Origin of the sequence: Streptomyces sp. NPDC012888, assembly GCF_042900645.1 — a bacterium.
Classification (GTDB): domain Bacteria; phylum Actinomycetota; class Actinomycetes; order Streptomycetales; family Streptomycetaceae; genus Streptomyces.
This window is the reverse complement of sequence record NZ_JBIBBM010000001.1, coordinates 132,850-146,087: the sequence shown is the minus strand read 5'-3', so window position 1 is coordinate 146,087 and position 13,238 is coordinate 132,850. Positions and strand designations below refer to the sequence as shown.

The window sequence follows — 13,238 nt, the reverse complement described above, 5'->3', positions numbered from 1 at the left end:
CGAAAGTCACGGGATTCGGTGGGAATCTACGCAACGGTAACCACCGAATCGGGCAGATCGACCTGCCACAGTACGGGCCCGGCGTCCCGCGTTCCCCTGACAAATGCGAAGATGGGTTCTCGGCAGGACAGGGCCCCCACCACAGGGCCGAAGAAAAGCGGCCGATTACCAGCCGCCGCCCGGTCATCGAGGACCGGCGTACGGCGCACATGCATGGAGGACGTGACGTGGCGAACGACGCCAGCACCGTTTTCGACCTAGTGATCCTCGGCGGTGGCAGTGGCGGTTACGCCGCGGCGCTGCGCGCCTCCCAGCTGGGTCTGGACGTTGCCCTGATCGAGAAGAACAAGCTCGGCGGCACCTGCCTGCACAACGGCTGCATCCCCACGAAGGCTCTGCTGCACGCGGGCGAGATCGCGGACCAGGCCCGCGAGGCGGCCCAGTTCGGTGTCAAGACCTCCTTCGAGGGCATCGACATCGCGGGCGTGCACAAGTACAAGGACGACGTCATCGCCGGCCTGTACAAGGGTCTGCAGGGTCTGGTCGCCTCCCGCAAGGTGACCTACATCGAGGGCGAGGGCCGTCTGTCCTCCCCGACCTCCGTGGACGTCAACGGCCGGCGCATCCAGGGCCGCCACGTCCTCCTGGCGACCGGCTCCGTGCCGAAGTCGCTGCCGGGCCTGGACATCGACGGCAACCGGATCATCTCCTCCGACCACGCGCTGGTCCTGGACCGCGTGCCGGAGTCGGCGATCATCCTGGGCGGCGGCGTCATCGGCGTCGAGTTCGCCTCCGCGTGGAAGTCCTTCGGCACCGACGTCACCGTCATCGAGGGCCTCAAGCACCTCGTCCCGGTCGAGGACGAGAACAGCTCCAAGATCCTCGAGCGTGCCTTCCGCAAGCGCGGCATCAAGTTCAACCTCGGCACCTTCTTCGAGAAGGCCGAGTACACCGAGAACGGCGTGCGGGTCACCCTGGCCGACGGCAAGACCTTCGAGGCCGAGGTGCTGCTGGTCGCCATCGGCCGCGGCCCGGTCTCCCAGGGCCTGGGCTACGAGGAGCAGGGCGTCGCGATGGACCGCGGCTACGTCCTGGTCGACGAGTACATGCAGACCAACGTGCCCACCATCTCCGCGGTCGGCGACCTCGTCCCGACCCTGCAGCTGGCGCACGTCGGCTTCGCGGAGGGCATCCTCGTCGCGGAGCGCCTGGCCGGCCTCAAGGCCGTCCCGATCGACTACGACGGCGTGCCGCGCGTGACCTACTGCCACCCGGAGGTCGCGTCCGTCGGCATCACCGAGGCCAAGGCCAAGGAGATCTACGGCGCGGACAAGGTCGTCGCCCTCAAGTACAACCTGGCGGGCAACGGCAAGAGCAAGATCCTGAAGACCGCGGGCGAGATCAAGCTCGTCCAGGTCAAGGACGGTGCCGTGGTCGGCGTCCACATGGTCGGCGACCGGATGGGCGAGCAGGTCGGCGAGGCCCAGCTGATCTACAACTGGGAGGCCCTGCCGGCCGAGGTCGCGCAGCTCATCCACGCGCACCCGACGCAGAACGAGGCGCTCGGCGAGGCCCACCTGGCCCTGGCCGGCAAGCCCCTGCACGCACACGACTAGTCAGTCACGGGCGCGACGACCACTTCCGCACATTCGTAAGGAGCAACAGAAACCATGGCGGTTTCCGTAACCCTTCCGGCGCTCGGTGAGAGCGTCACAGAGGGCACTGTCACCCGCTGGCTGAAGGCCGAGGGCGAGCGCGTCGAGGCCGACGAGCCGCTTCTCGAAGTGTCGACCGACAAGGTCGACACCGAGATCCCCTCCCCCGTGTCCGGCATCCTGGCCTCGATCAAGGTCGCCGAGGACGAGACGGTCGAGGTCGGCGCCGAGCTCGCCGTCATCGACGACGGCTCCGGCGCGGCTGCGCCGGCTGCCGCTCCGGCCGCCGCCGAGGCCCCCGCGGCTCCGGCCGCCCCGGCCCCGGTCGCCGAGGCCCCGGCCGCCCCCGCACCGGCCGAGACCCCGGCCCCGGCCGAGGCCCCCGCCGGCGCCGCCTCCGGTACCGACGTGACCCTGCCCGCGCTGGGCGAGTCCGTCACCGAGGGCACCGTCACCCGCTGGCTGAAGGCCGTCGGCGAGACGGTCGAGGCCGACGAGCCGCTGCTGGAGGTGTCCACCGACAAGGTCGACACCGAGATCCCGGCGCCGGTCTCCGGCACCCTGCTGGAGATCCTGGTCGGCGAGGACGAGACCGCCGAGGTCGGCGCCCGTCTCGCCGTCATCGGTGTCGCCGGCGCCGCTCCGGCCGCCGCCCCGGCTCCGGCCGCTCCGGCTCCGGCCGCCGCCCCGGCTGAGGCTCCGGCTCCGGCCGCGCCCGCTGCTCCGGTGGCCGCTCCGGCTCCGGCCGCCCCGGCCGCTCCGGTCGCCGCTCCGGCCCCGGTTGCGCCCGCCGCCCCGGTCGCCGCTCCGGCTCCGGCCGCCCCGGCCGCCCCGGTCGCCGCCCCGGCCCCCGTCACCCCGGCCGCCGCCGGCGACGAGGGCGCGTACGTGACCCCGCTGGTGCGCAAGCTCGCCTCGGAGTCCGGCGTCAACCTGAGCACGGTCACGGGCACCGGCGTCGGTGGCCGCATCCGCAAGCAGGACGTCCTGGCCGCCGCCGAGGCCGCCAAGGCTTCCGCCGCGGCTCCGGCCCCCGCCGCCGCCCCGGCCGCCAAGGCTCCGGCCGCGGTGTCCGAGCTGCGTGGCCAGACCGTCAAGATGACCCGCATGCGCAAGGTCATCGGCGACAACATGATGAAGGCGCTGCACTCGCAGGCGCAGCTGTCCTCCGTGGTCGAGGTGGACATCACCAAGATCATGAAGCTGCGCGAGAAGGCCAAGGGCTCGTTCCTGGCCCGCGAGGGCGTCAAGCTCTCCCCGATGCCGTTCTTCGTCAAGGCCGCGGCCCAGGCGCTGAAGGCCCATGCGGTCGTCAACGCCCGGATCAACGACGACGAGGGCACCATCACCTACTTCGACTCGGAGAACATCGGCATCGCCGTGGACTCCGAGAAGGGCCTGATGACCCCGGTCATCAAGGGTGCGGGTGACCTCAACCTGGCCGGCATCGCCAAGGCGACCGCCGACCTGGCCGGCAAGGTCCGCAACAACAAGATCACCCCGGACGAGCTGTCCGGCGCGACCTTCACCATCAGCAACACCGGTTCGCGCGGTGCGCTGTTCGACACCGTCATCGTGCCGCCGAACCAGGTCGCCATCCTGGGCATCGGCGCCACCGTCAAGCGTCCCGTGGTCATCAACCACCCGGACCTGGGCGAGACCATCGCGGTCCGCGACATGACGTACCTGACGCTGTCCTACGACCACCGCCTGGTGGACGGCGCGGACGCCGCCCGCTACCTGGGCGCCGTCAAGGCGATCCTGGAGGCCGGCGAGTTCGAGGTCGAGCTCGGCCTGTAAGGGCCGCTGTTACCAGCCTCACCGTCGGCGCCCCCGTCCGGAACCCTTCCGGACGGGGGCGCCGCCGTATTGTCTACGCATCAGTACTCTCATCAGGACCCTGCGCGAACCCCAGGAGATGAAGCCCCGATGATCACCCCACCCGTGGTGCACTCGCTGCGCGAGCAGATCCGCGAGCACATCGTGGAGGGCATCGTCAGCGGGCGCTGGAAGCCCGGTGAGCGGATCGTGGAGCGCCGGATCGCGGTGGAGCTGGAGGTCAGCCAGACGCCCGTGCGGGAGGCCCTGCGCGAGCTGGAGACGCTGCGGCTGATCGAGTCCGCGCCGAACAAGGGCGTCCGGGTGCGGAACCTGTCCGCGGCGGACCTGGAGGAGATCTACCCGGTACGGGCCGGTCTGGAGCAGATCGCGGCGGAGCTCGCCGCCCCGCGCCTGGCGGCCGACTGCAGCGCCCTGGAGCCGCACGTGGCGGCCCTGTGGGAGGCGGACCGGGCGGAGGACGGCACGGCGCAGGTGCGGCACACGGTGGGCTTCCACCGGGAGATGGTGCGGGCGGCCGGCAACAGCGTGCTGCTGCACACCTGGGAGAGCCTGGGCATCGAGGTGTTCACGGCCCTGTCGATCCGCTGGCTCGGGACGGTGCAGAAGTCGTACGCCGAGGAGCACGAGGCGTTGATCCAGGCCTTCCGGAGGCAGGATCCGGAGATCGGGCTGCTGGTGAAGCGGCATGTCCTGGGGTGCGCCCCGCGCGCCTGACCCCCTGATCGGCGTCCGGTTTGACCCGGATCATCCGGCACTGGGTGCCTATCACGGCGGCACTGCGTGCCGACTTTTGTGATCCGGCCATTTTTTCGACACTTTCCTTTGATCGATCATCGATCAGGGATTTACAGTCGTCGGCGGGCCCCAACCGGGTCCACCGGCCCTGTCCTGCCAGTCAGGGTTCCTTTCTTCACCCCCCTCCTTACTCTGGAAGGCGGCGCACAGCGATGTCCGACCCCGTAGCCAAGCTTCCGAGCGAGCTCGACCAGCTCCCGGACCGCGACACCGAGGAGACCGCCGAGTGGGCGGCCTCCCTCGACGCCGTCGCCAAGGCCGCCGGCAGCCGCCGCGCCGAGTACCTGCTGCGTCGCACGCTCCAGCACGCCGAGGCCGCCGGTCTGGCGCTGCCGAAGCTCCTGGAGACGGACTACGTCAACACCATCCCCACCGCCGCGGAGCCCGCGTTCCCCGGTGACGAGGAGATGGAAGCCCGCATCACCGCCTGGAACCGCTGGAACGCGGCCGCCATGGTGACCCGCGGCTCCAAGTACGGCGTCGGCGGCCACATCGCCACCTTCGCCTCCGCGGCCTGGCTCTACGAGACCGGCTTCCAGCACTTCTTCCGCGGCAAGGAGGCCGACGGGTCCGGCGACCAGCTCTACATCCAGGGCCACGCCTCCCCCGGCATCTACGCCCGCGCCTTCCTCGACGGGCGCATCTCCGAGCAGCAGCTCGACAACTTCCGCCAGGAGTCCGGCGGCAACGGCCTGCCGTCGTACCCGCACCCGCGCCGCCTGCCCTGGCTGTGGGAGTTCCCGACGGTCTCCATGGGCCTCGGCCCGCTGTCCGCGATCTACCAGGCGCGGTTCAACCGCTACCTGCAGAACCGGAACATCAAGGACACCTCCAACTCGCACGTCTGGGCCTTCCTCGGCGACGGCGAGATGGACGAGCCGGAGTCGACCGCGGCCCTGGCCCTCGCGGCCCGTGAGCGCCTCGACAACCTGACCTTCGTGATCAACTGCAACCTGCAGCGTCTCGACGGCCCGGTGCGCGCCAACTTCCGCATCGTGCAGGAGCTGGAGGCCCAGTTCCGCGGCGCCGGCTGGAACGTGGTCAAGACCCTGTGGGGCTCCGCCTGGGACGAGCTGTTCCAGCTGGACACCACCGGCGCCCTGGTCCGCCGCCTGCGCGAGACCCCGGACGCGCAGTTCCAGACGTACGCCACCCGTGACGTGGCCTACATCCGCGAGCACTTCTTCGGCGGCGACCCGGCGCTGGTGGCCCTCGCCGGCCTGCTGTCCGACGCGAAGATCGCCGAGTGCTTCCACACCTCCCGCGGCGGCCACGAGCCCCGCAAGGTCTACGCCGCGTACAAGGCCGCCCTGGAGCACAAGGGCGCGCCGACGGTCATCCTGGCGCAGACCGTCAAGGGCTACACGCTGGGTGCCGGGTTCGAGTCGAAGAACGCGAACCACCAGATGAAGAAGCTGACGATCGACGAGTTCAAGGGCATGCGCGACCTGCTCGGACTCCCGATCCCGGACAGCGCCTTCGCCGACGGCGTCGTCCCCTACGGCCACCCGGGCGCCGACTCCCCCGAGGTCCGCTACCTGCAGGAGCGCCGCGCGGCCCTCGGCGGTCCGGCCCCGGCCCGCCGGGTCCACCAGGTGGCCCTGCCGCAGCCGGCCGACAAGTCGTACGCCCCGCTGCTGAAGGGCTCCGGCAAGCAGGAGATGGCCACCACCATGGCCTTCGTCCGGCTGGTCAAGGACCTGATGCGGGACAAGGAGACCGGCCGCCGCTGGGTGCCGATCGTCCCCGACGAGGCCCGCACCTTCGGCATGGAGTCGCTGTTCCCGTCGGCCGGCATCTACTCGCCGCTGGGCCAGACGTACGAGCCGGTCGACCGCGACCAGCTGATGTACTACAAGGAGGCCAAGGACGGCCAGATCCTCAACGAGGGGATCACCGAGGCCGGCGCCATGGCCGACTTCATCGCCGCCGCCACGTCGTACGCGACGCACGGCGAGACGATGATCCCGTTCTACATCTTCTACTCGATGTTCGGCTGGCAGCGGACCGGCGACCAGATGTGGCAGCTCGCCGACCAGCTCGGCAAGGGCTTCATCGTGGGCGCCACGGCCGGCCGCACCACCCTGACCGGTGAGGGCCTGCAGCACGCGGACGGCCACTCGCACCTGATCGCGGCCACCAACCCGGCCTCGCTCAACTACGACCCGGCCTTCGCGTACGAGATCGCGGTGATCGTCAAGGACGGTCTGGAGCGGATGTACGGGGAGAAGCCCGAGGACGTCTTCTACTACCTGACGGTCTACAACGAGCCGAAGCCGCAGCCCGCCATGCCGGCGGGTGTGGAAGAGGGCATCGTCAAGGGCCTGTACCGCTTCAACACGGCGGCGGACCTCGGCGAGGCCGCCCCGGCCGCCGACGCCCCGAAGATCCAGCTGATGGCCTCGGGCACCGCGATCCACTGGATCCTGGAGGCCCAGAAGCTGCTGGCCGCCGACTGGAACGTGGCCGCCGACGTCTGGTCCGCGACGTCCTGGGGCGAGCTGCGCCGCGAGGCGCTGGAGTGCGACGAGGCGCTGCTGCGCGGCGAGGAGCGCACCCCGTACGTCACCAAGGTGCTGGAGGGCGCGCCCGGCCCGGTGCTGGCGGTCTCCGACTGGATGCGTCAGGTTCCGGACCAGATCAGCCAGTGGGTCCCGCAGGACTACAGTTCGCTGGGCACGGACGGCTTCGGTCTGTCCGACACCCGTGAGGGCGCCCGCCGCCACTTCGGTGTGGACGCGCAGTCCGTCGTGGTCGCCGCGCTGGCCCAGCTGGCGCGCCGCGGCGAGGTCCCGGCCTCGGCCGTGAAGGAGGCCCGGGAGCGCTACGGCCTGTAGGGCCGTCCGAGCGGAGCCACAAGGCCGGTGTCGGCCCCTTGCGGGGCGGACACCGGCCTTTCGCCGTACACGCGGTGGCGGGGCGGGGGCGGACCCAGGATGCTTGGAGCCGTGATGGACGAGACGGAGTTCTGGGAGATCGTGGACCGCACCCGCGAGGCCGCGGAGGGCGACCCGGAGGAGCATGCCGAGCTGCTCGTGGACCGGCTGGCGCAGCTCGATCCGGATTCCGTCCTCGACTTCGCCCGCCACTTCGAGTCCCGCTACAACCGCGCGTACACCTGGGACCTGTGGGGCGCGGCGTGGGTGCTGCTCGACGGGGCCAGCGACGACGCGTTCGACTACTTCCGGTGCTGGCTGATCGGCCAGGGCCGGGAGGTGTTCGAGGGGGCCGTCCACGACCCGGACCAACTGGCCGAGCTCCTGCCCGAGTTCGACGAGGAGATCGACGGGGACGGGGAGGAGCTGGGCTATGCGGCGGACGAGGCGTACGAGCAGCTGACCGGGGTGGTGGCGCCGGACCTGGGGATCCCCGTGCAGCCGGCCGAGCCGGAGGGCGCTCCGCTGGACTTCGAGAACGAAGCCGTCCTGGCGGAGCGGTTCCCCCGGCTCTGGTCCCGCTTCCGGGAGTAGTGCCAAGTCGCGCGAGCGTCGCGGACGGGCGGCCTAGAAGTGGGTCCCGCCGTCGATCCGTATCTCGGTGCCGGTGATGAAGGCGCCGTCCTCGGAGCCGAGCATGGCGACCACGCCCGCGACGGTCTCCGGGCCGGCGAAGCCCTGCCCGATGGCGGGGGCCAGCTTGGCGAAGAGGCTCCAGTCGGTGTCCTCGGGCAGGCCGGGGTCGCTGGTCATGCCGCTCTCGATGGAACCCGGCGCCACGCAGACCACGCGCAGCCCCTGCTTGCTGTACTCGGCCGCCAGGGAGTGGCTCATGGACTGGATGCCGCCCTTGGTGGCCGCGTAGGCGGCCATGTAGGGGTGGGCGAAGGACGCGGAGGTGGAGCTGAAGTTCACGATGACCGGCCGGTCACCCGCCAGCAGCGCGGGCAGCGACTCCCGGACCATCAGGAAGGTGCCCGTCAGGTTCACGGAGACGATCCTGTTCCAGAGCTCCAGGGTGGTCTTGTGGGTGTGCTCGGACCGCAGGACGCCGGCCGCGTTCACCAGTACGTCGAGCCCGCCGAGCGCCCGGGCGGCGGCGGCCACGCCGGTGCGGACCGCGGCCTCGTCGGAGATGTCGAGCACGGCGGTCGTCAGCCGGCCGGCCGCGTCCCCGGCCTGTTCGGCGGTGGCCTCGAGGCCGGCCTCGTTCACGTCGACGGCGTGCACCCGGCCGCCCTCGGCGAGGATGCGGTGGACGGTGGCGCGGCCGATGCCGGAGCCGCCGCCGGTGATGAGGACGCGACGTCCTTCGTAACGGTTCATGGGCGGAGCGTACCGAGAGGATGGCACGATTTGCCAGAGTGACAATGGCGGCAATTGTCCTGGGCGTCCGGAGTACCCTTCCCTCGTGAACTCCCCTCGTCCGTACTCTCCGCAGCCCGGTCCCGGCACCGCGCTGTCGCTGACCGAGCGCCGCAAGGCCGCGACCCAGCTCGACATCGCACGGGCCGCGTGCGAGCTCTTCGCCGAACGCGGCCCCGACGCGACCACCGCCGAGGACATCGCCCACCGCGCGGGCGTGGCGCTGCGCACCTTCTACCGCTACTTCCGCAACAAGCAGGAAGCGGTCGCCCCGCTGCTGGCCGGCGGCGGCGCCGAGTGGCGGGCCCTCCTGGCCGAGGAGTCCCCCGGCACACCGCTCGCCGAGGCCCTGGAACGCGCCGTGACCCGCTCGCTCACCGGCCCGGTGGCCCTCGCGGAGGGCCTGGGCTGGGCCCGCTCCCTGCTCCGCGCCGCCCAGGGTGACCCGGCCCTGCGGGCCGTCTGGTACCGGGTCAACCAGGACTCCGAGGAGGCGCTGGTCCCGATCCTCGCCCACCTGGCGGGCCCGTCCGCCGACCCCCTCCAGGTCCGCCTGCTGGCCGCGGCCGCCACCGACGCCATCCGCGTCTCCCTGGAGGTCTGGTCCACCACCGACACCCCGCCGTCGGGCCCCGCCTCCCCCGCCGACCTGGCCGTCCACTCCCTCCGCGAACTGACCCGCGGCATGTCGATCCTGGCCCCTGGCCGGCCCTAGGGCCGCGGGACCCGGGCGAGGGCGGCCCGGACCGTCTCGGCGGGATCCGGGACGGCGACGCCGAGCTGCCGGATCAGGGAGGCGGTCTCGGTGATGCTCCGGCCGGTGCGGTGGGCGACGCGGTGCAGGTAGTGGAGGGTGAAGTCCTCCACGTCGGGGGCTTCGTCGCGGGCGAGCTCGTCGGAGGACACCAGCCGCAGGGCCTCGCCGGCCGACAGCCCCGCCGGCAGGGCCTCGGGGCGGACCCGCACCCCGTACGAGCGGAGCCGCCTGGTGAGGACCGCGGGGGTCGTGCGCAAGCGCTCGGCGGCGACGAGCACGTGGGCGAGCGGCACCGGTTCGCCGATCGTGCTGCCGAACCACCACCGGAGCGGGCTCTCGGGCCCGAGCACTTCCTGGTCCAGCAGGTTCGGCCTGGCCGGCACCACCAGCGGCACCGTGAACCCGTAGGCCCGCAGCCGCGTGATCCGCTCGCGGACGTGCTCCAGGCCCGTCGCGTCGTCCAGGACGTGGTCGAAGCGGAGCGGATCACCGGGGTCCAGGCAGAGGTGTGGCCTGCACAGCACGTCGAGGTCAGCGGGGGAGGCGTCCGCCGGCAACGGCGCGGGCGGTACGAAGCCCAGGTCGGTGAGCCGGGCGCACACCTCGCCCGGTGTGATGCCGAGCTCCTCCGCGGCCCGGAGGACCTGGCCCGGTGGCGGGGGCCCGGTGCGGTCCAGCCAGGGAGGCCGGCCGTCCCCGTCCCTGCTGAGCAGCAGTGCCGTCTCGTGGGAGGGCCGGTCGGGGAGCGGGCCGGTGTCGACCCGCAGACCGTGGGCCTCCAGCCGCCGACGCACTTCCCGCACCGGAAGGCCCAGGGCGAGGCCGGCCCTGACCAGATGGCCGGCCGGCACGGGGACGTCGACGCGGATCATGCCCTGGTACCTCTGCGCGGGGTCGTGCCACAGCACTGGTTCCCGCTGCGCCGCCTCGACGAGTCGTACGACCTCCTCGGGGACCTGGTATCCGAACCGGCGGATGGTGGCGGCGATCGCCGCCACGTCGCGTCGCTGCGTCACGTTCATCAGCTGTGTCGGCGTCAGCGGACGCTGTTTGTCGTAGCCGCTTTCGAACGCGACGGCGTCGTCCGGCGTCAGCCGGGCATCGGGATCCCAGTCGCGGGGGTCGAACGGGAAACCCAGTCCGGTCAACCGGTGCGCCACCTGACGGGAGTCGGTGCCGAAGTCCACTGCGAGCTCCGCCACCTGGCGGAGACTCTCCGGCCCTTCGGTGGTCAGGAGCAGCACCTGGTCCGAGAGGATCGCTTCGCGTACGGGTCCGGCCGTGAGGACCTCCGGGCAGATCCGCGCCACGGCCTCCAGGGGGCCGGCCGGGCGGCGTGCCAGGAGCCGCCACAGATAGACATGGTCGGGAACGTTGCGGGGCTTGGACAGGTCCGGATAGCTGTCGTACCACCTACCGGTGGGCTCGTCGGGAAACAGCGTCGCGTCCGCCGGGAAGAACCCCGTGCCGTCCGCTCCGAAGCGCATGCCGCGATAGGAGACGTCCCCGCCGCCCGCCAGCACGGCCCCCACGGCGAGGTCGCCCAGCGCAGTGCTGTGCTGGGCCACGGCGCAAAGCCATTCGAACGAGGGCGGCGCCCCCTCGGCCAGGACGCCCGCAGCCTGCTCGAGCAACTTGCGCACCAGGGGCGCGACGTCGTCGAGTACGTGCCTGCGGTCCACCGAGAGCCTTTCCGGGGACCACTGGCCGGAGAGGTTCACCACCACGCCCCTCGGGCCGCCGCCACCGGACGCGAGGACGCCACTGCGCACCTTCGGCTCCACGACCAGACCGTCCACGAGCAGCGCACCGCCGTCCTCGCACCAGACCACGTCCACCCCCTCGGGTGCTTCCCGCCAGGGGCGCAGCCAGCCGTGCGCCACGTAGCGGAGTTCCGCCGGGCGGCCGAAGCGGCCACTGCGCTCCCGTAGCTCGCCGGCCGGCCACCGCTCCGTCCGGCCACCGCTCTCCGTGGCCGTGGTGTCGAACTCCGCGATGGCGAGCAGCCGCTTCAGGACCGCCACCGAAGACCAGTGGTCCGGGACCACGTCCGGGCGCAGCCTCAGCGTGATCGTCGTTCCGGGCTTCCGGCCCGCCTCGGTCTCGCGGTGGATGCGGAAAAGGTGTCCGGGGCCGTAGATCGAGACGCGGTAGTCCGGACCGAGGCGGCCGTCCGGGCCCATCCGGCAGGTCTCGACGGTGATCTCGTCGGCCAGCATGAAGTAGCTGAGCACCCCGATGCCGAACCGGCTGTTGGGGGACAGGGTGACCGGCGGCTCCACCTCCCTCCACGCCGCCCGCTCCTGCTTGAACTCCAGCTGCTCCGCGAACCGGGCGCCGGCCTGGGCGAAGACACCGCGCAGTTCGGACTCGCCCATGCCGACGCCGTTGTCCGTGCACCGGAGGTAGGCACCGCCCTCGTCGACACCCTGCTCGAAGCAGATCTGCCCGGCGTACTCCTCCTCACCGGGAACGGGGCGCTTCCGGGCGAGGTACCGACTGCGCGCCTGCCGGTAGCGGCAGGCGTCCAGCGCGTTCTGGTAGAGCTCGCGGACCGCCAGGTCCCGGTCCTTGTACAGCTCGATGCCCATCGCCAGGTCCCGGAAGCGGCGCCCGTCGCTGCGGAAGCGGGCGTAGCCGTCGAAAGCGCTGCCCGTCGGGACGACGCCGTCGGCGGAGAGCCGGGTGGGCAGCGGGGGCACCGGGTGCGTGATCCGCTCGCGGACCGTGCGGCGGACCGCGTGGAGCAGCTCGTCCGCGCGGGCGACGTGGGCGCCGACCCCTTCCACCACCGCCTCGTGGTGACACGAGGCCTTGAGCACCCGGAGATCCACGGGGCCGCCCCAGTGCATGCCGTCGAGGGTGACGCGCAGCTCGTCCAGGTCCACGGCCTGCGGGACGGCGAGGTGCTCGGCGACGATCTCGGGAAGCGTCGCCATCTCCACCGACATCCCGTACGCGAGCGCGGCGATCAGCATCAGGCGCTGCTCGCGCACCTGCTCGTGCCCGGCGCCGGCCCGGATGCCCTCGTCCGCGGCCAGCCGGCCGAGGAACTCGGTGTGGCAGACGTCCGGGCCGCGCCAGAGCCCCTGGAGCAGGGTGGACACCCGGTCGGCGGTGAGCACGTCACCGAGGGCGGCCGCCGGTGCGCCGAGCTCGTCGAGCAACCCGAGCACCTGCCCGGCGTCCGCGAACTCGGCGTGCTGGATCAGCCGGCGGTGGAACAGCCACCAGCCGACCTGCGCCTCGTGCTCCGGGTTCCGCAGGGCCCGCTGCACCAGCGCCTCGCCCTCCCCGACGAAGCTCTCGAACGCGTGCCGCTCGGGCCCGGCACCGGCCTCGGGCCGCAGGCTCCAGGGTCGGACCCCGTCCCGTAGGCGGGCCGCCAGCCGCAGGTAGTGGACGCGGTGCAGGAAGGGCAGCAGGACGAGCAGCGAGGCCTCGGCCGGGTAGAGGTCGAGGGGCCGCGGGCAGTCGGCCGGATCGCCCAGCAGGAGTTCGGTCCGCTCCAGGAACCGGCCCGCGACCCCGGGATCGCGCCAGGGGTCGTCCGCGAGCAACGGCTCCAGCCGGTCGCGTGCCTCCCCGAGGGCCGCGGCCACGGCGGCGGCCTGCCGCCTCGGGCGATGGGTGTCCCGGACGGACGGTACGTGCTGCCACACCGGGGAGCCGGCGACCTGGCGCACCCAGGGGTCGTCGCTTCCCCCTGCGGGGTCGGTCCCGGATCCGGCGGTCAGGCCGGAGACCGAGAGGCCGCCCAGCGACTGCGTCTGGATCAGCATGCCGATCGAGGCGTTGCCCGTGACCTGGTTGCGCACGCCGTCCCGGCCGCCGCCGGTGCCCTGCTCCACCCGCCCCGCCCCTCTCCCCCGGTTGGGGAAACCTTAG

Annotated in this window: 8 protein-coding genes; 6 read left to right on the top strand and 2 right to left on the bottom strand. The window is 72.1% G+C overall.

Going from position 1 to position 13,238, the window contains the following annotated elements:
- The first annotated feature begins 227 nt into the window (after positions 1 to 227).
- The 5 genes from lpdA to ACFY61_RS00610 all read left to right on the top strand — a co-directional run bounded on the left by lpdA (position 228) and on the right by ACFY61_RS00610 (position 7,762).
- Positions 228 to 1,616 carry a dihydrolipoyl dehydrogenase gene (lpdA, locus tag ACFY61_RS00630; RefSeq protein ID WP_389465001.1) on the top strand — a complete coding sequence of 463 codons (1,389 nt, stop codon included), beginning with the start codon at positions 228 to 230 and terminating at the stop codon, positions 1,614 to 1,616.
- A 54-nt stretch (positions 1,617 to 1,670) separates the two neighbouring features.
- Positions 1,671 to 3,455 carry a 2-oxoglutarate dehydrogenase, E2 component, dihydrolipoamide succinyltransferase gene (gene sucB / locus ACFY61_RS00625; protein WP_389464998.1) on the top strand — a complete coding sequence of 595 codons (1,785 nt, stop codon included), beginning with the start codon at positions 1,671 to 1,673 and terminating at the stop codon, positions 3,453 to 3,455.
- Positions 3,456 to 3,587: 132 nt separating this feature from the next.
- The gene (locus ACFY61_RS00620; protein WP_389465893.1) at positions 3,588 to 4,211 is read left to right on the top strand and encodes a GntR family transcriptional regulator; all 624 of its coding nucleotides are present in this window, start codon (positions 3,588 to 3,590) and stop codon (positions 4,209 to 4,211) included.
- A 233-nt stretch (positions 4,212 to 4,444) separates the two neighbouring features.
- Positions 4,445 to 7,129: a pyruvate dehydrogenase (acetyl-transferring), homodimeric type gene (gene aceE, locus ACFY61_RS00615; RefSeq protein ID WP_389464996.1), complete on the top strand. Its 2,685-nt coding sequence runs from the start codon at positions 4,445 to 4,447 to the stop codon at positions 7,127 to 7,129.
- A 114-nt stretch (positions 7,130 to 7,243) separates the two neighbouring features.
- Positions 7,244 to 7,762, top strand: a complete 519-nt coding sequence (locus tag ACFY61_RS00610) for a DUF4240 domain-containing protein (protein ID WP_389464993.1) — start codon at positions 7,244 to 7,246, stop codon at positions 7,760 to 7,762.
- 33 nt (positions 7,763 to 7,795) lie between these two features.
- On the opposite strand, the gene ACFY61_RS00605 is transcribed toward ACFY61_RS00610, so the two are convergent.
- Positions 7,796 to 8,554: an SDR family NAD(P)-dependent oxidoreductase gene (locus ACFY61_RS00605; protein WP_389464990.1), complete on the bottom strand. Its 759-nt coding sequence runs from the start codon at positions 8,552 to 8,554 to the stop codon at positions 7,796 to 7,798.
- An 85-nt stretch (positions 8,555 to 8,639) separates the two neighbouring features.
- On the opposite strand from ACFY61_RS00605, the gene ACFY61_RS00600 reads away from it, so the two are divergent.
- Entirely contained in the window at positions 8,640 to 9,308 is a 669-nt protein-coding gene (locus ACFY61_RS00600; RefSeq protein WP_389464988.1) for a TetR/AcrR family transcriptional regulator, read from the top strand.
- Here the strand turns inward: ACFY61_RS00600 and ACFY61_RS00595 are convergent.
- A complete protein-coding gene (locus ACFY61_RS00595) occupies positions 9,305 to 13,201 on the bottom strand; it encodes an ATP-binding protein (RefSeq protein ID WP_389464986.1) in 3,897 nt (1,298 codons plus the stop codon). The genes ACFY61_RS00600 and ACFY61_RS00595 overlap by 4 nt on opposite strands.
- Positions 13,202 to 13,238: the final 37 nt, after the last annotated feature.